This is a genomic window from Pseudomonas sp. 32_A (assembly GCF_017490905.1).
Lineage (GTDB): Bacteria > Pseudomonadota > Gammaproteobacteria > Pseudomonadales > Pseudomonadaceae > Aquipseudomonas > Aquipseudomonas inefficax.
In genome coordinates this window covers 63,369-84,484 of record NZ_JAFGYI010000010.1, presented here as the reverse complement: position 1 = coordinate 84,484, position 21,116 = coordinate 63,369, and the positions used below count along the sequence as shown (strand labels likewise).

Annotated in this window: 22 protein-coding genes; 7 read left to right on the top strand and 15 right to left on the bottom strand. The window is 64.2% G+C overall.

The genetic code is table 11. The features are described 5' to 3' along the window. The first annotated feature begins 75 nt into the window (after window positions 1-75). The 5 genes from J5M58_RS08675 (at window position 76) to J5M58_RS08655 (ending at window position 4,958) form a co-directional block, all read left to right on the top strand. Window positions 76-633 (top strand): polysaccharide biosynthesis/export family protein, encoded by a 558-nt coding sequence (locus tag J5M58_RS08675; RefSeq protein ID WP_112253380.1) that lies wholly within the window; start codon window positions 76-78, stop codon window positions 631-633. A gap of 24 nt (window positions 634-657) precedes the next feature. Next, window positions 658-1,773 carry a hypothetical protein gene (locus J5M58_RS08670; protein ID WP_207877867.1) on the top strand — a complete coding sequence of 372 codons (1,116 nt, stop codon included), beginning with the start codon at window positions 658-660 and terminating at the stop codon, window positions 1,771-1,773. A 19-nt stretch (window positions 1,774-1,792) separates the two neighbouring features. Next, window positions 1,793-3,355 carry a Wzz/FepE/Etk N-terminal domain-containing protein gene (locus tag J5M58_RS08665; RefSeq protein ID WP_207877865.1) on the top strand — a complete coding sequence of 521 codons (1,563 nt, stop codon included), beginning with the start codon at window positions 1,793-1,795 and terminating at the stop codon, window positions 3,353-3,355. A 10-nt stretch (window positions 3,356-3,365) separates the two neighbouring features. Next, the gene (locus tag J5M58_RS08660; RefSeq protein ID WP_112253383.1) at window positions 3,366-4,172 is read left to right on the top strand and encodes a CpsD/CapB family tyrosine-protein kinase; all 807 of its coding nucleotides are present in this window, start codon (window positions 3,366-3,368) and stop codon (window positions 4,170-4,172) included. A 285-nt stretch (window positions 4,173-4,457) separates the two neighbouring features. Continuing rightward, complete coding sequence (locus J5M58_RS08655) at window positions 4,458-4,958, top strand: methylated-DNA--[protein]-cysteine S-methyltransferase (RefSeq protein WP_112253384.1); 501 nt, start codon at window positions 4,458-4,460, stop codon at window positions 4,956-4,958. Window positions 4,959-4,961: 3 nt separating this feature from the next. Here J5M58_RS08655 and J5M58_RS08650 read toward each other — a convergent pair whose 3' ends face one another. From J5M58_RS08650 to J5M58_RS08640, 3 genes are all read right to left on the bottom strand, one after another. Continuing rightward, window positions 4,962-5,204 (bottom strand): hypothetical protein, encoded by a 243-nt coding sequence (locus tag J5M58_RS08650; protein ID WP_112253385.1) that lies wholly within the window; start codon window positions 5,202-5,204, stop codon window positions 4,962-4,964. Next, on the bottom strand, window positions 5,201-5,944 hold the full coding sequence (locus tag J5M58_RS08645) for a carbon-nitrogen hydrolase family protein (RefSeq protein ID WP_112253386.1): 744 nt from the start codon (window positions 5,942-5,944) through the stop codon (window positions 5,201-5,203). The genes J5M58_RS08650 and J5M58_RS08645 overlap by 4 nt, the downstream gene beginning before the upstream one ends. A 76-nt stretch (window positions 5,945-6,020) precedes the next feature. Continuing rightward, window positions 6,021-6,536: a DUF3016 domain-containing protein gene (locus J5M58_RS08640; protein WP_133972401.1), complete on the bottom strand. Its 516-nt coding sequence runs from the start codon at window positions 6,534-6,536 to the stop codon at window positions 6,021-6,023. Between the two features lie 74 nt (window positions 6,537-6,610). Here J5M58_RS08640 and J5M58_RS08635 point away from each other — a divergent pair, with 74 nt between their 5' ends. Then, the gene (locus J5M58_RS08635; protein ID WP_112253388.1) at window positions 6,611-7,336 is read left to right on the top strand and encodes a metallophosphoesterase; all 726 of its coding nucleotides are present in this window, start codon (window positions 6,611-6,613) and stop codon (window positions 7,334-7,336) included. On the opposite strand, the gene J5M58_RS08630 is transcribed toward J5M58_RS08635, so the two are convergent. Continuing rightward, window positions 7,284-7,898: a LysE family translocator gene (locus tag J5M58_RS08630; protein ID WP_207877863.1), complete on the bottom strand. Its 615-nt coding sequence runs from the start codon at window positions 7,896-7,898 to the stop codon at window positions 7,284-7,286. The genes J5M58_RS08635 and J5M58_RS08630 overlap by 53 nt on opposite strands. Window positions 7,899-8,107: 209 nt before the next feature. Continuing rightward, window positions 8,108-8,917: an AraC family transcriptional regulator gene (locus J5M58_RS08625; protein ID WP_112253390.1), complete on the bottom strand. Its 810-nt coding sequence runs from the start codon at window positions 8,915-8,917 to the stop codon at window positions 8,108-8,110. A 131-nt stretch (window positions 8,918-9,048) separates the two neighbouring features. Between J5M58_RS08625 and J5M58_RS08620 the strand changes: the two genes are divergently transcribed. Then, window positions 9,049-9,675: a LysE family translocator gene (locus J5M58_RS08620; RefSeq protein WP_112253391.1), complete on the top strand. Its 627-nt coding sequence runs from the start codon at window positions 9,049-9,051 to the stop codon at window positions 9,673-9,675. Here J5M58_RS08620 and J5M58_RS08615 read toward each other — a convergent pair. The 10 genes from J5M58_RS08615 to J5M58_RS08570 all read right to left on the bottom strand — a co-directional run bounded on the left by J5M58_RS08615 (window position 9,672) and on the right by J5M58_RS08570 (window position 21,083). Continuing rightward, window positions 9,672-9,947 (bottom strand): peptidylprolyl isomerase, encoded by a 276-nt coding sequence (locus J5M58_RS08615; protein WP_016715601.1) that lies wholly within the window; start codon window positions 9,945-9,947, stop codon window positions 9,672-9,674. The genes J5M58_RS08620 and J5M58_RS08615 overlap by 4 nt on opposite strands. 189 nt (window positions 9,948-10,136) lie before the next feature. Further along, window positions 10,137-12,095 carry an acetoacetate--CoA ligase gene (locus J5M58_RS08610; protein ID WP_207877861.1) on the bottom strand — a complete coding sequence of 653 codons (1,959 nt, stop codon included), beginning with the start codon at window positions 12,093-12,095 and terminating at the stop codon, window positions 10,137-10,139. 197 nt (window positions 12,096-12,292) lie between these two features. Beyond that, window positions 12,293-12,772 (bottom strand): serine protease inhibitor ecotin, encoded by a 480-nt coding sequence (gene eco / locus J5M58_RS08605; protein WP_207877859.1) that lies wholly within the window; start codon window positions 12,770-12,772, stop codon window positions 12,293-12,295. Window positions 12,773-12,827: 55 nt separating this feature from the next. Next, window positions 12,828-13,598 carry a 3-hydroxybutyrate dehydrogenase gene (gene hbdH, locus J5M58_RS08600; protein ID WP_112253394.1) on the bottom strand — a complete coding sequence of 257 codons (771 nt, stop codon included), beginning with the start codon at window positions 13,596-13,598 and terminating at the stop codon, window positions 12,828-12,830. 10 nt (window positions 13,599-13,608) lie between these two features. After that, window positions 13,609-15,000 carry a GntP family permease gene (locus tag J5M58_RS08595; RefSeq protein WP_112253395.1) on the bottom strand — a complete coding sequence of 464 codons (1,392 nt, stop codon included), beginning with the start codon at window positions 14,998-15,000 and terminating at the stop codon, window positions 13,609-13,611. A 268-nt stretch (window positions 15,001-15,268) separates the two neighbouring features. Then, window positions 15,269-16,651, bottom strand: coding sequence for a sigma-54-dependent Fis family transcriptional regulator (locus J5M58_RS08590; protein ID WP_207877857.1), 1,383 nt, complete (start codon window positions 16,649-16,651; stop codon window positions 15,269-15,271). A 140-nt stretch (window positions 16,652-16,791) separates the two neighbouring features. After that, window positions 16,792-17,808 carry an ABC transporter permease gene (locus J5M58_RS08585; protein ID WP_112253397.1) on the bottom strand — a complete coding sequence of 339 codons (1,017 nt, stop codon included), beginning with the start codon at window positions 17,806-17,808 and terminating at the stop codon, window positions 16,792-16,794. Continuing rightward, entirely contained in the window at window positions 17,808-18,866 is a 1,059-nt protein-coding gene (locus J5M58_RS08580) for a microcin C ABC transporter permease YejB (protein WP_207877855.1), read from the bottom strand. Before J5M58_RS08580 ends, J5M58_RS08585 begins: the two co-directional genes overlap by 1 nt. Continuing rightward, window positions 18,863-20,788: an extracellular solute-binding protein gene (locus J5M58_RS08575; protein WP_207877853.1), complete on the bottom strand. Its 1,926-nt coding sequence runs from the start codon at window positions 20,786-20,788 to the stop codon at window positions 18,863-18,865. The genes J5M58_RS08580 and J5M58_RS08575 overlap by 4 nt, the downstream gene beginning before the upstream one ends. A 13-nt stretch (window positions 20,789-20,801) precedes the next feature. After that, window positions 20,802-21,083 carry a peptidylprolyl isomerase gene (locus tag J5M58_RS08570; RefSeq protein ID WP_003248318.1) on the bottom strand — a complete coding sequence of 94 codons (282 nt, stop codon included), beginning with the start codon at window positions 21,081-21,083 and terminating at the stop codon, window positions 20,802-20,804. Window positions 21,084-21,116: the final 33 nt, after the last annotated feature.

The following is a 21,116-nucleotide window of genomic DNA, read 5'->3' as shown; positions in this document are numbered from 1 at the left end:
CGAAGCGGAGCGAGAGTTGGTGTGCTGTTCTCATTCAGTGCTCTTTGTCGGGCCTTTTCGGCCGGAGGGACCCTCATGGTGCGTTCAATGTTTGCCGCGTTCTGCATGCTGATGGTGTGGTCTGGTGCCGGTAAGGCCGACCCGAACAGTGCTACCTACCTGCTCAGCCCCGGCGATGTAGTGATGGTTTCGGTGTGGCAGGAAGATAGCCTGCGCCAGGAAGCTACCGTACTTCCCGATGGCAGTATCACTTTCCCCCTGGCCGGGCGCATAGATGTTGCCGGGCTGGATGTAACGGCCGTTGAAAAACAGGTAGCTGCCAAACTCGAGAAGTTTCTCCCCGACCCGAACGTCAGCGTTGTCGTCAAGAGCATCGCCGGCAACCTGGTCTATGTACAAGGCAAAGTGATCAAGCCCGGGCCGGTACAGATGGCAGGCCCCACCGCAGTGCTGCAGGCCCTGAGCATGTCGGGCGGCCTGGACAAGTTTGCCGATGAAAGCGAAATCAAAGTGGTGCGTGGCACCGGCGCTTCCCAAAAAATCCTGCCCGTGCGATATAGAGACCTGGTGTCTGGCCGGGATATGTCCACCAACATCCAACTGCAGGCTGGCGATACGCTGGTCGTTCCTTGATCTTGCCTTTAATAAGAACACTTAATGCCTCTTCTCAGAACAACTAGCATTGCAACGGCAATCTTGGTGTTGCCGTTTGCGGACACAGTCCTGGCAGCAAATTGGCAGTCTACGGTGGTAGTACCGACTTCCGTCGAACATGACAGCAATCCCTTGCTGTTGTCGTCGGGTGAAAAGGGCATAACGCGCACGATCATCGCGCCGGATTACACCCTGATCGGTATCTTCGACCGGGACGAACTGAGGTTGGGGCTGGGCATGAATGTATTGCGCTCGTCCGACACCGCGGTGGTCGACAACCGTGAGGACCCCGACGTAAGCCTGGGCTGGCAGCGCCAGACAGAGCGCGGGCGGTTTGGCCTGCTGGCGCGTTACAACGAAAGTTCGACGTTGTCGGGAACGGTGCTGGATACCGGCGTGGTTACCACCGATGGCACGCAAAAGCTGTATACGCTGACCGGCAACTGGAGCCAGGCGGTTTCCGAACGCAGCACCTTGAGCAACGAAACCACCTACAACCGTGCCCGTTATGACATCAGTACGCTGACGGGTTACGAAGAACTGGGCAACGTGTTCACCTGGACCTACGCCTGGAGCGAGCGGGCTGATCTGTACAGCCGCTTCGGCGCCCGGCGTTATGAGCCCGAGCAGGACCAGACGGCGACGGCGTCCAACAGCTACAGCCCGGCGGTCGGGGTCAAGTACCAGTTCTCCGAACGCCTCAGCGCCGATGCGCATGTGGGGGTTACCGAGGTTTCCGGCGACGAGGGTGGCCGACGCGGGGAGGGTGGAGTTGCGCTGCTGTACACCGGTGCGCGTGCCGACGCCAGCTTCACCGCCGAACGCAGCACTGTGGCCAGCGCCGAGGGCGGCTTCGCCGAGCTGGACCAGGTGCGCGGTGTGTGGAGTTACGCCGTCAGCGAACTGACCCGGGTGGGTACGGACGCTGCCTGGCAAGACAGCAAAGGGCAGACCCCCAACACCCTGCAGACCTACAGCGTGTGGGCCAGCCGCCAGTTTTCGCCGTACTGGGACCTGCGCCTGTCGCTGATGTACAAAGAACGGCAGCAGGATCACGAAGCCGATGCGAACGCTACTATCGTGGGTTTGACGTTGACGTACAGGTACCCCGACATCTGAACTTCAGGCAGGTGGCCCCATGAAGTCCGACTACGAGCTCTCCCTCAGAGATTACATCGCCATAATCAAGGACCGGGCCCTGTTATTGGGGGTGAGCATCGTAGTCATCCTGGCCGCGACCGTCGCAGTCGCAGTGATGGTGCCGCCGATCTACCAGTCGACCGGTACCATCCTGGTGGAGTCGCAGCAGATTTCCCCCGAACTGGTATCGACCAACAACACCAGCTTTGCCGATGAACGCATCGAAGTGATTCGCCAGCGGGTGATGACCCGCGAGAACCTGCTGCGCATCATCGACAAGTACAACCTGTTCCCCGACAAGCGTTTCAGCGATAGTGACAAGATCGACCACATGCGCAGTGCCGTCGTGGTCGAGACCCTCACCACCTATGTACGCGGGCGCGGCGAGGCGACCGTGGCGTTCAATGTGTCCTTCGAGCACAAGCAGCCAGAGGTGGCCAAGGAAGTCGCCGACGAGTTGGTGACGCTGTTCCTCAACGAGAACCTCAAGCAGCGTACCGAGCGGGCCAATGAAACCACCGAGTTCCTCACCCAGGAGGCGAACAAACTGGGGGCGGAGCTTGCCAGCCTGGAAAACCAGCTGGCGGATTTCAAGCAGGCCCACGCCAATGCCTTGCCCGAGCACCAGACCCTGCGCATGAACATGCTGTCACGCTCGGAGCTGGAGTTCCGCGAGGTTGACCGTGACTACAAGGCCGCCCAGGAAGAATTGCGTTACCTTGAGCTGGAACTGTCCGCGGCCAGTGCCGGGCTGGCCACCAAGGTCGGCGAAGGGCCCAGGGCGGCCAGTGCCGACCAGCCCCAGGACCTGCCCAGCTTGAAGGCCGAGTATGCCCGGCTGCTGAGCCGCTACAAGGAAGCCCACCCTGATGTGGTGGCGGTCAAGCGCAGGATTCAGGCGCTCGAAGCCAGTGGCAACCGCACGGCGGCGGCTTCCACGGTCGGCCTCGATGTCGCTCGCGTGCGCGCCAAGATGAGCGCGACGCAGGAGCGCATCGCTTCGCTGGCCGAGCAGAAGCGCGAGTTGACCCGCAAGATGGAAGGCTACGAGGCCGAGATCCTCGAGGCGCCGCAGGTCGAGCGTGGCCTGGTGACCTTGATGCGTGACCACGACAACGCGCGCAAGAAGTACGAGGAAATCCGCGCCAAGGAAATGGGCGCGAAGATTACCGAGAGCCTGGAGCAGGAGAACAAGGCCGAGCGCTTCGTACTGCTGGAGCCACCGCTGATGCCCGAGAAACCGATCAAGCCCAACCGCAAGAAAATCGCGGCGCTGGGCCTGGTGCTGGCACCGGCAGGTGGCGGTGCGCTGGTGATGCTGATGGAAATGTTCAACCAGCGCATTCGCGGCGTCGGTGCCCTGGAAAACCTGCTGGGCAGGCGGGTGCTGGTGGCGCTGCCATACATCGATACCAAGGCCGATGTGGCCAGGCGCAAGCGTTGGCGCAACTGGCTGATCCTGGCGGCACTGGCGCTGGCGGCTATCATGGTGGTGCTGGTGCACGTGTTCTACATGCCACTGGATGTGCTGTTGTTCAAAGTCATGTCTCGGTTTGCATAGGTAAGCAGTGATGGACAGGACCACGTCGGCTGTTGGCAATAATCTTCACCAGGTTACCCCGGGTACCCCGCAGGCCTTGTCACCCGCCCCAGGTACGGCGCTGGCGGAAGTGCCTGGCCAGTTCGATTACGTGAACACCAAGGTGGTGCCGCTACGCGCGGAGCACCTGGAGCGTCACCGTATCGTCGCCTACAACAAGAACTCCAACATGAACGGGCCGATCGACCTGCTGCGCACGCAAGTGCTCAGGACCATGGACGAGAATGGCTGGCGAACCTTGGCCATTACCTCGCCAACCCCTGAAGCGGGCAAGACGGTGCTGTCGATCAACCTGGCCATGAGCATCGCCCACCACACCACCAAGACCGCGTTGCTGGTGGACTTCGACCTGCGTCGGCCCAAGGTCGGGAGCAGCCTGGGCCTGCCAATGGACCAGGCGTTGAACGAGTTTCTGACGGACAAGGCCGAGCTGCAGGACTGCCTGGTCAACCCGACCTTGCCTCGGTTCGTGGTACTGCCCACACGGGTACCGGTGCCGTTGTCTACCGAAATGCTGTCGTCGCCCAAAGTGAACAACCTGATAAGCGAACTGCGCAACCGCTACGAGTCGCGCATCTGCATATTCGATTTGCCGCCGTTGCTCAGTTCTGACGATGCGATCACTGTGATACCCAAGTTCGACTGTGTGCTGCTGGTGGTGGCCAACGGTATGAACAACAGGAAGGAAATTGAGGATTGCCTTCATCACCTGGCAAGGGTGAACCTGGTGGGGACGGTATTGAACAAGGCTGATGAGCAACCCCGGACCTATTATTGAGGCTCTTTTGGGGCTGATGGGCACCCTGTGGGAGCGGGCATGCCCGCGAAGCAGGCGACACGGTGGCTGGCACCGGCTACGCCGGTGTTCGCGGGCGCGCCCGCTCCCACAGGTATTGCGCATTCTTTCGGCGGGAGGGGTTCCCTGTGGGAGCGGGTTCACCCGCGAAGCAGGCGACGCGTTGGTTGGCACCGGCTACGCACAATTGCCTGAGCAAGAAAGCGGATGCAAGCAGGGCTGTGGATGCGTACAGTAGGTTGATCGCAACCTGGCAGGAGCCTGCTTATGTCCAGCGCATTCACTTTCATGCAGTCGCCCGTCGGCACCTTGACCCTGGTGGCACGTGGCGAATGCCTGGCCGCCGTACTCTGGGAAGAGGAGCGGGAAAACCGTGTGCGCCTTGGCGCCCTGCACCGTGATGACCAGTGCCCGGTACTGCGGGAAGCCGCCAGCCAGCTCGGCGAGTACTTTGCTGGCAAACGCCAGTGCTTCGACCTGGCGCTGGATTTTGCCGGCACCGAGTTCCAGCGTCAGGTGTGGGCCGCGCTGTTGGCGATACCGTTCGGTGAAACCCGCAGCTACAGCGACATTGCCCGGCAGATCGGCAACCCCAGTGCAGTGCGTGCGGTAGGCGCCGCCAATGGCCGCAACCCGATCTCGATCATCGCCCCGTGTCATCGGGTGATCGGTGCTTCGGGCAGCCTGACCGGCTTTGCCGGCGGCCTGGCGGCAAAGCAGTACCTGCTGGCGCTGGAGGGCCGGCAAAGCCTGGCACTGGACCTGTAAGCGTCAACAGAACCAGCTGGCAGCCAGGCAGACCAGCACGGCCAACGCCGAGCCAGCCAGCAGGGCGTACTGCCGATGGGCCCGGCGTGCATGGGGCCTCACTGTGCGCAGGTATTCGCCGGGTGTCGGCGCATCAGGCCGGTGGCGCAATCCCTCGGCCACATCGGCCAGTTGCCCCTGGATGAGCAGCCCCGTCAGGTAGTAGGTACAGGCATAGCTCAGCAACGCCAGAAACAGATAGATCATGCCGGCTGCAGGGCCAACGGCACCGCCATGGCAGTGCCGTTGGCGGTATCCAGCACGATCAGCCCTTCGCTGTGGTCGTCCAGGCTGGCGAGCAAGCGCCCCTGGCTGTCCCAGGCCGCCGAACCTCCGGCGCCGATGAAGGTGTCAGCCGGCCCCACGCAGTTGGCCAGCAACACCATCATGCCCAGCTCACGAGCCACCTCGGAGTAGTGCTGGTAACCCTCACGGATGCCCTTGGCGGTTTTCGCCACGCTGATCAAGTACAGGTCGGCGCCATGTCCCCGCGCGGCTGCGGCATGGGCCATGAACATCGATTCGTAGCAGATCGCAGGCGCTACCCGGTGCGCACCCACCTGCAGCAGCAAGGCTTGATCGCCTGGGGTGAACCAGGGCAGTTCATCATCATGCAGGCGCTGCTTGGCATAGGCCTGGCGCGGTGCCCCGGGGCTGAGAATTGGCATGCCGATACGGATGCCGTCAGGTGTCGGCAGTGGCAGGCCCACGGCGACAGTGATACCAAGCCGGTCGCAGGCTGCCTGCAGCGGGTCCAGCCGCGCCGCACCGACTGGCAGGGCGGCCTGGCGCGCGAGGGTTGGCTCATAGCCGGTCAGCGACAGTTCGGGAAACACTACCAGTTCGGCGCCAAGGGCTGCGGCCTGTTCGATGCAGGCCAGGTGGCGTTCGAGGTTGGCTTGCACATCGCCCTTGAGCGATGCCAGTTGCACGGCACACGACTTCATGAATGACCCTTCCCTGGTACAGGTTGAAGGGCCGAGCATACTACCGGCACCATCGCCTGTTCCAGTGAAGGGATATTCAGGAAGCCGAGTGGACGGCGAAGCGCTGGCGGAACCAGTCGTCGAGCATGGCCTTTTCGGCATACAACCGGTCGCTGCTGCTCGTGACCCGGCCCGGGCGGCTGAGATACATCTTGTCGCTGACCCGCTCCTGCGCCTGCTGGTCGGGTTTGCCCGGTTGGCTGAGGGTGTAGCTGAGGTCGATGGTCGGCCAGGTGATTTCACGCATGAAACGCACATCGTAGGCCTGGCCGTGCCAGGGCTCGAAACGCCCGGCCAGGTCGATGTCGCGGATATCGATGACCAGTTGCTGGCCGGGTTGCAGGTAGCGTTGGCCAAGCTTCTGCAGGTACTGGCTCAAGGTTTTCATCACATAGGCGTCGGCGCCACGCTCGTACCCGTGGCTGTCGAGGCTGGCATCGCGGAATTTTTCCGGATGGTCGAAACGTACCTCGACCTGCGCGGCCGGGGTACCTTGTGCCATGCTGTCCAGTGACAGCGCCATGAGCACGGCACACACTAGGGTGGTACGCATGATGCACCTCCGGGGCAGATTGCGCATGCCTCCATTTTACCCTTGGCATGGCGCTACGGCAGAGGAAGATTGTAATGGCACGGTTTCGGCGTCTGATTGCCAACCTGCGGGGGCGTGACCTTGCGGTTGGCGATATCCATGGTCATTTCCAGCGCCTGCAGCAATGCCTGGATGCGGTGGGGTTCGATCCGGCCGTGGACCGGCTGTTCAGCGTGGGTGACCTGGTCGACCGTGGCCCAGACAGCGAGGCGGCGCTGGAATGGCTGGCGCAGCCCTGGTTCCATGCCGTGCAAGGTAACCACGAGGCCCTGGCAATCACCCGCGTTCGCGGCGGGCGGCTCGACCTGGAAATGTATCGCGCCGCTGGCGGCGGCTGGTTTCTGGACCTGCCGCGGGCCCGGCAGTTGGGTTTCGTGGAGCGCTTCGAGCAACTGCCGATTGCGATAGAAGTTGAAAGTGCGGCGGGCCTGGTAGGCCTGCTGCATGCCGACAGCCCGTATGCCGATTGGACGGTGCTGAGGACTTGGCTGGAGCTGGATGACGACCCCAAGGTACGGGAAGTATGCCAATGGTCACGGCGGCGGCTGAAGGTAGGCGATACCCAGCCCGTGCAGGGGCTGCGTGCCTTGTTGGTGGGCCACACGCCGGTACTGGAGGCCAAGCTGCTGGGCAACGTCTGGCACCTGGACACCGGGGGCTGGGCCAGTGGCCATTTCACCTTGATGGACATGCGGACCCTGCAACTGGTCAGCCCCAGGCCAGATGAAACAACAGTGCCACAGCCAATAGCACCAGCATGACCCCGGAGGCCCGCTCCAGCCTCGGCAGGCAGCGGGCGAAGCGCCGCAGCACCAGCGGGTTGCCGATGGCTATCGCAACCAGCAGGTCCCATAGCAGCACGATGCCGAACATCCACAGGGCACAGGTTGCTTTCCAGGCAACGCTGGCAGTGGCCACCATGCTGACCAGGCTGGCATAGAACAGCGCATTCTTGGGATTGAGAATGCCGGACAGGAACCCCATGCCCAATCCCCGCCACCACCCTTGAACTGTTTGCTTGCCAGCGACTGCGCCCAAGCTGGTTTGCCCGGCATGGCGCAGGAACAGGGTGCCGATGTACAGCAGGTAGCCGGCGCCGGCCAGTTGCAGGATGGTGAACAGCAGACTGCCTTCCTGCAGTACTGAGAGGCCGGTGAAAGCCATGGCGATGAACACGCCATTGGCCAGGGCGATACCCAGGCAGGCACCGCTCGCGATGCGCCAGCCGGCGTTGACCGAGGTGCGTGCGACCAGGAAGAAGTCCGGGCCGGGAGAGAGCAGGGCAAGGAAGTGGGCGAGGGCGATGATCAGGAATTGTTGCATTGGGTGAGGTTGCTCTGGCGTAAAGCCTGACTCTGCCCCTCGGCGCTCATGCCGTATTGAACAATATTGCAGGCCCCTGTAGGAGCGGCCTTGTGTCGCGATGGGGCGCGAAGCGGCCCCAGGTTTTCAGCTCCGCAGCACAGATTGCCGGGGCTGCTGCGCAGCCCTTTCGCGACACAAGGCCGCTCCTACAGAGGTCGCGCAGGCCTTCAATCTCCCCGATACTGCCCCGGCGTCACCCCCACGTGGGCCTTGAACACCCGCTGGAAATGGCTTTGGTCGGCAAACCCGAGCTTATAGGCCACCTCCGCCAGGGCCTGCCCTTCCCCCAGCAACTGGCGCCCACGGTTGACCCGGGCATTGAGCAGGTAGGCATGCGGCGTAAACCCGGTGGCCGCGCGAAATGCGCGAATCAACTGGTAGCGCCCAAGCCCGGCCTGCCGGGCCAGTACCGCCAGGCTCAACTGCGCCGGATCCTGCTCTTCGATGAGCGCGATCAGCCCACTCAGCTCGCTCGCCCCCAGGGCCGGTGCCGGCGCCAGCGGCGCGAGCCTGGCGCAGTCCAGGTCACCCAGAAAGGCAATCAGCGCCGCATCCTTCTCACCATGGCTGGCGTTGGAGAACAGCAGACTGTTCAGTTCGCAGAACAGCCGGTACACCTCCGGCACCTGGCAGATGCGTGCCGGCTCGCCGGGCCCGGCACCCTCCAGCCCGGACTCCAGGTGCAGCTGTGCCAGCCAGTCGGCATTCACATGCAACATCTGGTAGCTCCACGCTTGCCCGGGCTCGGGGTTGCAGGCATGTACCCGGCGGGCCGGGACCAGTACCAGCGAGCCGGGTGTCAAGCGTTGCTGGCCGTTGCCGGCACCGGTGAAATGACTGTGGCCGGCGTCCACCACACCGATTGAAAACGTCGGGTGGCTGTGGGCCTTGTAGCAGGCGCGGCTATGGCAGGCGCGGCGGCTTTCGACATGCGGCAGGGCCGGGTCGCGCCACAGCGCGGCATGGGAACGGGGCATCACAGGGTCCTCGATATGCCCGGCAGCTTATCAGGCGCCGCGCAACCATACAGTTTTTTCCGCTGGCTGTAACTTGACCGCAAGGCCCGCTACCCGCCGAAATAGACGCCTGTTGCCAAAGGAAAACAATAATGGACCTTTCAAGCCTGCTGCTTTTCATCCCCGCCTGTTTCGCCCTGAACATGGCACCGGGGCCGAACAACCTGCTGTCGCTGCACAATGCCAGCCGTTACGGCCTGCGCACGGCCTGCGTGGCCGGTGGCGGGCGCATCGTCGCCTTCAGCGGCATGATCGCCCTGGCGGCCATGGGCCTGGCCGTGGTGCTGCACACCAGCGAATACCTGTTCCTGGCCATCAAGGTGGTGGGGGCGGCGTACCTGTTCTATATCGCCTGGCAACTGTGGCGGGCACCGGTGGGCGAGGCGGTGGTGGCAAGCGATCACCCACGCGGCACCTGGCGCCTGGCACGTCAGGAGTTCTGGGTGGCCGCTGGTAACCCGAAGGCAATCCTGATCTTCACCGCCTTCCTGCCGCAGTTCGTCTCGGTCGGCAGCGCCACCCCGGTGAGCGAGCAGTTCCTCTGGCTGGGCGTGCTGTTCCTGTTACTGGAGTGGGCCGCCATCGCCATCTACGCCGGCCTGGGGGCGTACCTGCAGCGCTGGTTCAGCCAGCCCGGCCCACGCCGGCTGTTCAACCGGGTCAGCGCCTCCCTACTGGGCTGCGCCGGCCTCGGGCTGCTGGCTGCGCGCCGCGCTTAGTCGCGGTAGAAGGTCTGCACCAGGTGATAGCCGAACTTGCTCTTGATCGGCCCGTGAACCACGCGCAGAGGTTTCTTGAAGATCACCTGGTCGATGGCGCCGACCATCTGGCCGGGGCGGATTTCACCCAGGTCGCCGCCGCGCTTGCCCGAAGGGCAGATCGAGAACTTTTTTGCGAGCACGTCGAAAGCCTCGCCATTGGCGATGCGCTGCTTGAGCTTTTCGGCTTCGTCAGCGGTCTTGACCAGGATGTGGCGGGCTTGGGCTTTCATGGGGTACCTGTGCTTCGGGAGAGAAAATGGCGGCATTATGCCCAATGCCTGCCAAATAAGCACTTGGGGCTGCTATGCAGCCCATCGCCGGCAAGCCGGCTCCCACATGGACGGCGAAAATCTCGAAATCTGCGCTGTACCTGTGGGAGCTGGCTTGCCGGCGATGGGCCACAAAGTGGCCCCTTGCGACTACGCTGGCCCGCGCAATTCGACACGATCCCGGAACTGCTCCAGCGCCTCGGGGTTGGCCAGGGCATCGGTATTCTTCACCGGCAAGCCATGCACCACATTGCGAATCGCCAATTCCACCAGCTTGCCGCTGATGGTACGCGGGATGTCATCGACCTGGGCGATCACCGCCGGTACATGGCGGGGCGTGGTGTACTGGCGGATCACCTGGCGGATGTGCTGGCGCAGGGCCTCATCCAGCTGCAGGCCGTCACGCAGGCGAACGAACAGCACCACCCGCACATCGCCTTGCCAGTCCTGGCCGATGGCCACGCTTTCCAGCACCTGCTCGACCTTTTCTACCTGGCGGTAGATCTCCGCCGTGCCAATGCGCACCCCGCCGGGGTTGAGCACGGCGTCGGAGCGGCCATGAATCACCAGCCCGCCATCGGCACGCTGTTCGGCATAGTCGCCCTGGGCCCATACCCCCGGGAACTGGCTGAAGTAGGCATCGTGGTATCGACTGCCGTCCGCATCCTTCCAGAACCCCAGCGGCATGGACGGGAAGTTGCGCGTACACACCAGCTCGCCTTTTTCGCCCTGCACCGGCTGGCCATGCTCGTCCCACACTTCCACCGCCATGCCCAGGCCCTTGCACTGGATCTCGCCACGGCGCACTGGTAGGGTCGGGTTGCCCAGCACGAAGCAGGAGACGATATCGGTGCCGCCGGACATCGACGCCAGGCACAGGTCGGCCTTGATCTTGCGGTACACGTAGTCGTAGCTGTGTGGCGACAGCGGCGAGCCGGTGGACAGTAGCAGGCGCAAGCGCGCCAGGCGATGGCTTGCCGCAGGCTCCAGGCCCGCCTGCTCCAGCGCCGCCAGGTACTTGGCGCTGGTGCCGAAGGCCTGGATGCCTTCGGCGTCGATCAGGTCCAGCAGCCGCTCGGGGCCGGGATGGAAGGGCGAGCCGTCGTACAGTACCAGCGTGGCGCCCACCGCCAGGCCGCTGGCCAGCCAGTTCCACATCATCCAGCCGCAGGTGGTGTAGTAGAACAGCACGTCATCGGCCTTCAGGTCGTTGTGCAGGCCATGTTCCTTCAGGTGTTGCAACAACACGCCGCCAGCGCGGTGGACGATGCACTTGGGTACGCCGGTGGTGCCACTGGAATACAGGATGTACAGCGGGTGATCGAAGGGCAGCGGGGTGAAGCGGGGTTCACCGCCGGGCTGAAAGAACTCGTCCCACAGGCTGACGTTGGCGGCCTGGAACTCGTCGGCGCGCGTCCCGCTGCGGGTATGGGGCACCACGATCAGCCGTTCCAGCCCGGGCAGTTGCGCGCACACCTGGTTGACCTTTTCCACCTGGTCGATGGCCTTGCCGGCGTACTGGTATCCGGCGCAGGCGATCAGCAGCTTGGGCTCGATCTGACCGAAGCGGTCGATGATGCCATGTACGCCAAACTCGGGCGAGGAGCTGGACCACACCGCACCGAGGCTGGTGCAGGCAAGCATGGCCACCAGCGTCTGCCAGGTATTGGGCATGACGGCGGCTACCCGGTCGCCGGGGACGATGCCGGCGGCCTTGAAGGCTGTTTGCAGGCCAGCTACCTGGGCGGCCAGCTGGGCATGGGTGAACAGCTGGCGTTGGCCGTCTTCGCGCACTGCGACCAGGGCCGGGCGGTCGTCGCGGCGGCGCAGCAGGTGTTCGGCGAAGTTGAGGGTGGCGTTGGTGAACCACCGGGCATCGGGCATCTGCGGCCCTTCGCTGAGCACCTGGCTCGGCGGGGTATGCCAGTGAACGTGGAAATAGTCGGCAAGGGTTTGCCAAAAGGTAGGGCGCTGCTCGATGCTCCAGCGGTGCAGCGCCTGGTAGTCGTCGAGTTGCAGGTTGTAGCGCAGGTTGACCCGGCGGCGGAAGGCATCCATCCGGCTGGCCTCGATCTGCGCCGTGGAGGGGCGCCAGAGCACATCGTTCATGCCGAACCTCCTGTTGCTGCCGGATGTAGGCCTTCCTCTGTAGGAGCGGCCTTGTGTCGCGATCGGGCTGCAAAGCAGCCCCGGCAATTTCTGCTGTAACGCTGAAATCCTGGGGCCGCGCTGCGGCCCTATCGCGACACAAGGCCGCTCCTACAAGAATCGCGAACGGCTCTGCGCGGCACAGAATGCCGCGCCGTTTACTCTACTTTAGCCTTTTGCACGTCCTGCGACGCGGTCCAGACGCGATAGCGCACTTCGACATCCTTGGGCACATACACCACCACCGGCAGCTTGCTGTTGTAGCGCAGCATGAAGCCTTCACCGACCACCGGCACGAAGGCCTCGGTCTTCTTGCCATTGGGGCAGGCCATCAGTGTGCTGGCCGGGCCGCTGACCTTGTCCAGGCGGTAGTAGCTGTAGCCCCAGCCTTCCAGGGTACGTTCCTCCAGGCTGCCGCCCAGGCGCTGGCGATTGCAGTCCACCTTCAGGGTCTTGCCGGCGAGGATTTCCAGTTGATAGGCCGATTCATCAGCCTGGGCCGGCAGGTGGATGACCTGCCGGATGAAGCCTTTTTCCGCCTCGGGGTAGGGCGCGACGTCCTTCAGGCTGGCTGCCATCGCGGGTGCGGCGGCAGCCAGGGTCAGGGCCAGGATCGCGGTCATCGGGGTTGGGCGCATAGGGCCTCCTTGCAGATAAACGAATGCAAGACCGTCGCCAGGCCCAGGCCGCCCGTCACTGGGCCAACCAGCCACCATCGACGTTCCAGGCGGCACCGCGAACCTGGCTACCGGCCTCGCTGCACAGGAATAGTACCAGCTCACCCAGGTGTTCGGGGGTGACGAAGGCCAGCGATGGCTGTTTTTCTGCCAGCAGATCGTGCTGTGCTTGCAGCGGATCGCCACCGTTGGCAGCACGATCGTCGATCTGCTTCTGCACCAGCGGGGTCAACACCCAGCCAGGGCAGATGGCATTGCAGGTGACGTTGCTGGTGGCGGTTTCCAGGCCTACCACCTTGGTCAGGCCGACCACGCCGTGCTTGGCCGCCACATAGGCCGCCTTGCCGGTGGAGCCGACTAGGCCGTGCACCGAGGCGATGTTGATGATGCGCCCCCAGTTGCGCGCGCGCATGCCGGGCAGGGCCAGGCGCGTACCGTGGAACACGGCCGACAGGTTGAGGGCGATGATCTTGTCCCAGCTCTCCAGCGGAAACTGCTCCACCGGCGCCACGTGCTGGATCCCGGCGTTGTTGACCAGGATGTCGACGCCGCCGAACTCGCGCTCGGCCAGGGCGAACAGCGCTTCGATCTGGGCCACGTCCGACAGGTCGGCCGGGTGATGGACTGCCTTCCCCCCGTGCCGGGCGATCTCGGCCAGCGCCGGGGCTGGGTCGCCGAAGCCGTTGAGCACGATGTTGGCGCCTGCGCGGGCCAGCACCTGGGCAATGCCCAGGCCAATGCCGCTGGTGGAACCGGTGACGAGTGCGGTCTTGCCTTTGAGGGTCATGCAAAGCTCCTTAGACGATGCCGGTGGCGTAGAACGTGGCAATGACCACGAACACCGCCAGGGTCTTGATCAGGGTAATACCGAAAATGTCCTTGTAGGCCTCGCGGTGGGTCAGCCCGGTCACGGCCAGCAGGGTGATGACCGCACCGTTGTGTGGCAGGGTGTCCATGCCACCGCTGGCCATCGCGGCCACCCGGTGCAGCACTTCGAGCGGGATGTTGGCGGCGTTGGCGGCGGCGATGAAGCTGTCGCCCATGGCCGCCAGGGCGATGCTCATGCCGCCCGAGGCCGAGCCGGTGATACCAGCCAGCAGGGTCACAGTGATGGCTTCGTTGACCAGTGGGTTGGGGATGCCGCGCAGGGCGTCGGCCAATACCAGAAAGCCCGGCAGCGATGCGATCACCGCGCCAAAACCGTATTCCGAGGCGGTGTTCATGGCCGCCAGCAAGGCACCGCCCACGGCGCTCTTGGTGCCTTCGGCCAGGCGGGTACGGATGGCGCCGAAGGCACACACCAGCACCATCAGGATGCCCACCAGCAACGCCGCCTGCACAGCCCAGATGGCCGTGAGCTTGGCCACATCGCTTTGCACCGGCGTGCTCATGCCGGGCAGTTGCAGGCTGTGGCTGGGGCCATACCATTGCGGGATCCAGTGGGTGAACAGCAAGTTCATCACCCCCACCAGCAGCAGCGGCGACAGGGCCAGCCACGGGTTGGGCAGCGCCAGGTCGGCAGCGGTTTCCGGTTCGTTGCGCAAGTCGCTGCCATAGCCTTCGCCGGCGCGCTGGGCCTTGTTGCGCTGGCGCTGCAGGTAGGCCATGCCGGCGCAGAACACGAACAGCGTGCCGATCAGGCCCAGCCAGGGCGCGGCCCAGGCGGTGGTGTTGAAGAAGGTGCTGGGGATGATGTTCTGGATCTGCGGTGTGCCGGGCAAGGCGTCCATGGTGAACGAGAAGGCGCCCAGGGCAATGGTTGCCGGGATCAGGCGCTTGGGGATGTTGCTCTGGCGGAACATTTCGGCGGCGAACGGGTACACCGCGAACACCACCACGAACAGCGACACGCCGCCGTAGGTGAGCAGGGCACAGACCAGCACGATAACCAGCATCGCCTGGCGGGTGCCGAGCACGCGAATGGCGGCAGCGACGATCGAGCGCGAGAAGCCGGACAGCTCGATCAGCTTGCCGAACACGGCGCCCAGCAGGAACACCGGGAAGTAGAGTTTGATGAAACCGACCATTTTCTCCATGAACACCCCGGTGAATGCAGGGGCCACGGCGGACGGGTCGGTGAGCAGTACCGCACCGAGGGCGGCGATGGGGGCGAAGAGGATTACGCTGTAGCCGCGGTAGGCAGCCAGCATCAGCAGGGCCAGAGCGGCGAGGGCGATGAGCACGGTCATCGGGTGGGTCTCCTGGGTGAGTCTTGTTTTTATCGGTGAGCAGGAGATAGCGGGAATCGTGCCAGTTTTTAACTTGTTGATTTATATAGGTATTTTGTTTTTTTCTGATTTTTTGTCTCTGTTTTGAGATTTCGGGGCCGCTTTGCGGCCCATCGCGACACAAGGCCGCTCCTACAAGTGCACCGCGATCTCCTGTAGGAGCGGCCTTGTGTCGCGATCGAGGGCGAAGCCCTCGCGGCAATCTCAAAACGGAAACATAAGTCTCCAATTAGAGACCGAGCGCTACCATCTTCTTGTACAGCGTCGAGCGCCCGAGGCCTAACGCCGATGCAGCTTCCGGCACATTTCCCCCATGTTCGGCCAGTGCCCCGGCAATCAGCTCGCGCTCAAATGCCTCACAGGCCTCACGGTAAGTCTGCCGCACAGGTTCACCCGCCACCGGGCTTAACGGCCCCAATGCCGCCCGTAGATCCGCCACCCCCAGCCGCGGCTGATCCGCCAGCAGCGTGGCCCGCTCCAGCACATTGCGCAGTTCGCGAATGTTCCCCGGCCATGCATGCCGCGCCAATAGCTGCTGCGCTTCGGCCTCAAGCTCATACTGGCTGCCCAGTTCGCCCAGGATGGCCTCGCACAGCGCCGGCAGGTCTTCCAGCCGCTGCCGCAGGGGCGGCACCTCGATCGGCAGCACATTCAGCCGGTAATACAGGTCGGCGCGGAATGCCCCGCGGGCGATGGCCGCCTGCAGGTCCATGGAGGTGGCGGCAATGATGCGCACATCACTGCGCAGCATCTGGTTCGAGCCTACCGGCTCGTACTCCTTCTCCTGCAACACCCGCAGCAGCTTGCTCTGCAGGGCCAGCGGCATGTCGCCGATCTCGTCGAGGAACAGCGTGCCGCCTTCGGCCAGCTGCAGCTTGCCGCTGCGGCCCTTGCGGTCGGCGCCGGTAAAGGCGCCGGGGGCGGTGCCGAAGAACTCGGCTTCCAGCAGTGTCTCGGGAATTGCCGCACTGTTGATGCTGACAAACGCCTTGTGGGCCCGCGCCGACGCCGCATGGATGGCATGGGCCAGCAGCTCCTTGCCGGTGCCGGTTTCGCCCAGCAGCAACACCGGCGAATCACTGCTTGCACCACGCCGGGCGCGGCGCTTGGCCTCCAGGCTGGTGGCGCTACTGCCGACAAACTGGGCGAAGCTGTACTTGGCCTGGCGGGCGCGCAACTGCGAGCGGGTCGAGGCCAGTTCCTGCTGCATGCTGGAGTAGCGCTTGAGCAGCGGCGACAGGCTGCGCAACTCATCGAACAGGGCAAAGCCGATGGCGCCGATCAGCGCACCCTGGTCGTCGTGGATGGGCAGGCGCATTACCACCAGCGGCTCGTTCGGGGTGTCGAGCATGTCCAGCAGGATCGGCCGACCATTGCTCACCACCTCGCGCATCAGGCTGCCCGGGATCACCGCCTCGCACGGCTGGCCGATGGCACTGGCGGCGTCGGCCAGGCCAAAGCGCCGGGCGTAGCGTTCGTTCATCCAGACGATGCGCGCCTGGCGGTCGACGATCACCGTGCCTTCGCTGGACTGTTCGATGATCTCGAACAGCGAGCGAATGGCCAGTTGCCGTACCTGGGGGTAGTCCTTGAGGCTGTCGCTGTCGTGCATGGGTAGAAATCCTGAAATCTGTAAAAGCAGGGCCGGCCTCTTCGCGGGCTTGCCCGCTCCCACAGGGTCACCACAAATCCTGAGGACTGCGGGGTACCTGTGGGAGCGGGCAAGCCCGCGAAGAGGCCAGACCTGAAAACCTATCCCCTGGGGTCGAACGCCTCGCGCAAGGCATCCCCGATAAACACCAGCAGCGACAGGATCACCGCCAGCGCAAAGAACGCGGTAAAGCCCAGCCATGGCGCCTCCAGGTGCTGTTTGCCCTGGGTCACCAGCTCACCCAGCGAAGCACTCCCGGCCGGCATGCCGAAACCGAGAAAATCCAGTGCAGTCAGGGTGGTGATCGCCCCGGTCAGCATGAACGGCACATAGGTCAGCGTTGCGTTCATGGCATTGGGCAGGATGTGCCGCAGCATCACCTGGCTGTCTGGCAACCCCAGCGCCCTTGCGGCCTTCACGTACTCCAGGTTGCGACCGCGCAGGAACTCGGCGCGTACCACATCGACCAGGGTCAGCCAGGAGAACAGCGCCATGATCCCCAGCAGCCACCAGAAGTCCGGCTCGACGAAGCCGCTGAGGATGATCAGCAGGTACAGCACCGGCAACCCCGACCACACTTCCAGCAGGCGCTGGCCGACCAGATCGACCCAGCCGCCGTGATAGCCTTGCAGGGCACCGGCCACCACCCCGATCAGCACGCTGACCACGGTCAGGGCGAAGGCGAACAGCAAGGATACCCGCATGCCATACAGCACCCGGGCCAGCACGTCGCGGCCCTGGTCGTCGGTGCCCAGCCAGTTGCTTGCGCTCGGCGGGCTGGGGGTGGGCACCTGCAGGTCGTAGTTGGGGGTATCGGCGCTGAACGGGATCGGTGCGAACAGCATCCAGCCATCTTGCTGCTCGATCAGCTGGCGTACGTAGGCGCTGCGGTAATCAGGCTGGAACGGCAGCTGGCCGCCGAACTGCTGCTCGGTGTAGCGCTTGAGCGCCGGCACGTACAGGTCGCCCTTGTAGCCCAGCAGCAGCGGTTTGTCGTTGGCCACCAGCTCGGCACACAGGCTCAGCAGCAGCAGGGCGGCGAACAGCCACAGCGAAACCCAGCCAAGGCGGTTGCGGCGAAAGCGTTGCAGGCGGCGACGCGAGATCGGCGAAAGCATCAGTGTGCCCTCGTGTCGAAGTCGATACGCGGGTCGAGCAGGGTGTACGACAGGTCACCGATCAGGCGGATCAGCAGGCCCGCCAGGGTGAAGATGAACAGCGTGCCGAACACCACCGGGTAATCCCGCGACACGGCCGCCTCGTAACTCATGCGGCCCAGGCCATCGAGCGAGAAGATCACCTCGATCAGCAACGAGCCGGCGAAGAACACCGTGATCAACGCCTGCGGCAACCCGGCCACCACCAGCAGCATGGCATTGCGCAGCACGTGGCCATACAGCACCCGGCGCTCGCTCAGGCCCTTGGCGCGGGCGGTAACCACGTATTGCCGGGAAATCTCGTCGAGGAAGGCGTTCTTGGTCAGCAGCGTCAGGGTGGCGAAGCCGCCGATCACCAGGGCGCCGACCGGCAGCACCAGGTGCCAGAAGTAGTCGGCGACCTTGCCCAGCAGGCTGAGCTCGTCGAAGTTGTCCGAGACCAGGCCGCGCACCGGGAACCAGCTGAGCGAGGTGCCGCCGGCGAACAGCACGATCAGCAACAGGGCGAACAGGAACGAGGGCAGGGCATAGCCGACCACGATCAGCGCGCTGCTCCAGGCATCGAAGCGGCTGCCATGGCGCACCGCCTTGCGGATGCCCAGCGGGATCGACACCAGGTAGGTGATCAGCGTGGCCCAGAAGCCCAGCGACAGGGTGACCGGCAACTTGTCGAGGATCAGGTCGGTGACCTTGGCGCCGCGGAAGAAGCTGTTGCCGAAGTCCAGCCGGGCGTACTGGCCCAGCATCAACCACAGGCGCTCGGGGGCGGACTTGTCGAAGCCGTACTGGCGCTTGATTTCCTCGATCAGTTTCGGGTCCAGGCCACGGGTGGCTCGTGACTCGCCGTGCACCACCTCGGCCCGGACACCAGGAGCGCCGCCGCCGATGCCTTGCAGGCGTGCCACCGCCTGTTCCACCGGGCCGCCCGGTGCAGCCTGGACTATGGCGAAGTTGACCAGCAGGATCGCCAGCAGGGTCGGGATGATCAGCAACAGGCGGCGCAGGATGTAGGTGGTCATGGCGAGGACTTCCGGCGTTCGGCCATTTGCGCGTTGGTCAGCGCGGTGGGGCTGACTTCCCACCAGGTGTCCAGGCCTTCGTCATAGGCAGCCTGGACCTTGGGCAGGCCGAAGCGGTTCCACCAGGCGGTGGAGCTGCCGGGTGGGTAGTAGTTGGGGATCCAGTAGTAGTTCCATTGCAGCACCCGGTCCAGGGCATGGGCGTGGTGCAGCATGTCGGCCTGGCTGTCGGCGCGCACCAGGCCGTCGATCAGGTGGTCCACGGCGGGGTCCTGCAGCACCATCAGGTTGTTCGAACCAGGGTCGTGGGCTGCTGCCGAGCCAAAATAGTTGTACAGCTCGGCGCCGGGCGACAGGGTGACCGGGTAGCCGGTCACGATCATGTCGTAGTCACGTGCCATCAGGCGGTTGACGTACTGGGCCGAATCGACGTTGCGGATGTCCAGTGTCACGCCAATCTGTGCCAGGTTGCGCTTCCACGGCAGCAACAAGCGCTCCATGCCTGCCTGGCCGTTGAGGAAGGTGAACGCCAGCGGCGTGCCCTGGCTGTTTACCAGGCGGTCGCCCTCGGGGCGCCAGCCGGCTTGTTCGAGCAGCGCCAGTGCCTCCAGCTGTTGCTTGCGGACGATCCCCGAGCCATCGGTGACCGGGGCGGTGAACACGGTACTGAAGACTTCGTCCGGCACCTTGCCGCGCAAAGGCTCGAGCAATTTCAACTCGCCGGCATCCGGCAGTTGGCGGGCAGCCAGCGGGGTATTGGAGAACACGCTCTGCTGGCGGATGTACATGTTGCGCATCATCTGCCGGTTGCTCCATTCATAGTCCCACAGCATGCCCAGCGCCTGGCGCACGCGGCGGTCCTTGAACTGCGGCCGGTCGAGGTTGAACACGAAGCCTTGGGCCACCTGCGGTTTGGCCGGGCCCAGGTGGGCGCGCTGCAAGCGCCCGTCGTCCAGTTGCGTGCCGTTGTAGCCCAGGGTGTAGGCGGTGGCGGAGAATTCGCGGTTGTAATCGTAGCCGCCGCCCTTGAGCACTTGTCGCGCCACCTCGGTATCACCGAAGTACTCGATGCGCAGCTTGGCGAAATTGTAGCGGCCACGGCTGACCGGCAGATCGCGCGCCCACCAGTTGGCGTCGCGCTCGAAGGTGATGCTGCGGCCGTTGTCGATGCGCCCGATACGGTACGGCCCGCTGCCGACCGGCTTGTCGAAGCCGGCGCCGTTGGCGAAATCGCGCTGCTGCCAGTCGTGCTCGGGCAGTACCGGCAGGCTGGCGAGGTCCAGCGGCAGGGTGCGGCCGTGGTCGGGCTTGAAGTCGAAGCGCACGCTGTGCGGGTTTTCCACGATAACGGCGGCAACATCGGCGAACTGGGTGCGGTACTTGAGGCTGCCCTTGCTCATCAGCAGCTCGAAGGTAAAGCGTACGTCCTCGGCGCGCACTGGCTTGCCATCGGCGAATGTGGCGCGCGGGTCGATCTCGAACCGCAACCAGGCATCCTCCGGACCGCGCTCCATGCGCCGGGCGATCAGGCCGTAGACGGTGTAGGGTTCATCGAACGAGCGCACGGCCAGTGGTGCGTACAGCAGGCCATCGACCTCGCTGACACCGATGCCTTTGTCGATATACGGCAGGATATGGTCGAACTGGCCGATCTCGATGGCCGAGCGGCGCAGGATGCCACCTTTGGGGGCGTCGGGGTTGACGTAGTCGAAATGCTGGAAGCTGGCGTTGTAGCGGGGGGCTTCGCCGTAGACGGTGAGGGCGTGGGTGGGGGCGGCGTCGGCGTTGACGCCAATGCAAAGCAAAAACAGCCAACACAAGACCTGTGGGAGCGGGTTTACCCGCGAATGCGTCCGTCCATGCAACGCCGTTGCCTGATCAGGCGCATTCGCGGGTAAACCCGCTCCCACAAGGGATTTCATCGGCTGCGCGGACTTAGTCCTGGCGGCTGGTCACTTCCAGCAGGTGGTAGCCGAACTGGGTCTTCACCGGGCCTTGCACGGTATTGACCGGGGCGCTGAACACCACGGTATCGAATTCCTTGACCATCTGGCCTGGGCCGAACGAGCCCAGGTCACCGCCCTGGCGGCTGGACGGGCAGGTGGAGTTGGCTTTGGCGATTTCAGCGAAGTCGGCGCCTGCTTCGATCTGGGCTTTCAGTTCGTTGCATTTGTCTTCGCTGCTGACCAGGATGTGGCGGGCGGTTGCACGGGCCATGGATACTGCTCCTTGGGGTAAAAAAGGCAAGCC

Bases quoted from the DNA above. Each gene is read 5' to 3' on its own strand.
- J5M58_RS08615 (WP_016715601.1), bottom strand. From the start codon at position 9,947: ATGAAAGCCCAAGCCCGCCACATCCTGGTCAAGACCGCTGACGAAGCC.
- J5M58_RS08575 (WP_207877853.1), bottom strand. From the start codon at position 20,788: ATGAAATCCCTTGTGGGAGCGGGTTTACCCGCGAATGCGCCTGATCAG.
- J5M58_RS08620 (WP_112253391.1), top strand. From the start codon at position 9,049: ATGGACCTTTCAAGCCTGCTGCTTTTCATCCCCGCCTGTTTCGCCCTG.
- J5M58_RS08675 (WP_112253380.1), top strand. From the start codon at position 76: ATGGTGCGTTCAATGTTTGCCGCGTTCTGCATGCTGATGGTGTGGTCT.
- J5M58_RS08640 (WP_133972401.1), bottom strand. From the start codon at position 6,536: ATGCGTACCACCCTAGTGTGTGCCGTGCTCATGGCGCTGTCACTGGAC.
- J5M58_RS08660 (WP_112253383.1), top strand. From the start codon at position 3,366: ATGGACAGGACCACGTCGGCTGTTGGCAATAATCTTCACCAGGTTACC.
- J5M58_RS08595 (WP_112253395.1), bottom strand. From the start codon at position 15,000: ATGACCGTGCTCATCGCCCTCGCCGCTCTGGCCCTGCTGATGCTGGCT.
- J5M58_RS08645 (WP_112253386.1), bottom strand. From the start codon at position 5,944: ATGAAGTCGTGTGCCGTGCAACTGGCATCGCTCAAGGGCGATGTGCAA.
- eco (WP_207877859.1), bottom strand. From the start codon at position 12,772: ATGCGCCCAACCCCGATGACCGCGATCCTGGCCCTGACCCTGGCTGCC.
- J5M58_RS08655 (WP_112253384.1), top strand. From the start codon at position 4,458: ATGTCCAGCGCATTCACTTTCATGCAGTCGCCCGTCGGCACCTTGACC.
- J5M58_RS08635 (WP_112253388.1), top strand. From the start codon at position 6,611: ATGGCACGGTTTCGGCGTCTGATTGCCAACCTGCGGGGGCGTGACCTT.
- J5M58_RS08665 (WP_207877865.1), top strand. From the start codon at position 1,793: ATGAAGTCCGACTACGAGCTCTCCCTCAGAGATTACATCGCCATAATC.
- J5M58_RS08670 (WP_207877867.1), top strand. From the start codon at position 658: ATGCCTCTTCTCAGAACAACTAGCATTGCAACGGCAATCTTGGTGTTG.
- J5M58_RS08570 (WP_003248318.1), bottom strand. From the start codon at position 21,083: ATGGCCCGTGCAACCGCCCGCCACATCCTGGTCAGCAGCGAAGACAAA.
- J5M58_RS08585 (WP_112253397.1), bottom strand. From the start codon at position 17,808: ATGCTTTCGCCGATCTCGCGTCGCCGCCTGCAACGCTTTCGCCGCAAC.
- J5M58_RS08590 (WP_207877857.1), bottom strand. From the start codon at position 16,651: ATGCACGACAGCGACAGCCTCAAGGACTACCCCCAGGTACGGCAACTG.
- hbdH (WP_112253394.1), bottom strand. From the start codon at position 13,598: ATGACCCTCAAAGGCAAGACCGCACTCGTCACCGGTTCCACCAGCGGC.
- J5M58_RS08650 (WP_112253385.1), bottom strand. From the start codon at position 5,204: ATGATCTATCTGTTTCTGGCGTTGCTGAGCTATGCCTGTACCTACTAC.
- J5M58_RS08610 (WP_207877861.1), bottom strand. From the start codon at position 12,095: ATGAACGATGTGCTCTGGCGCCCCTCCACGGCGCAGATCGAGGCCAGC.
- J5M58_RS08580 (WP_207877855.1), bottom strand. From the start codon at position 18,866: ATGACCACCTACATCCTGCGCCGCCTGTTGCTGATCATCCCGACCCTG.
- J5M58_RS08625 (WP_112253390.1), bottom strand. From the start codon at position 8,917: ATGCCCCGTTCCCATGCCGCGCTGTGGCGCGACCCGGCCCTGCCGCAT.
- J5M58_RS08630 (WP_207877863.1), bottom strand. From the start codon at position 7,898: ATGCAACAATTCCTGATCATCGCCCTCGCCCACTTCCTTGCCCTGCTC.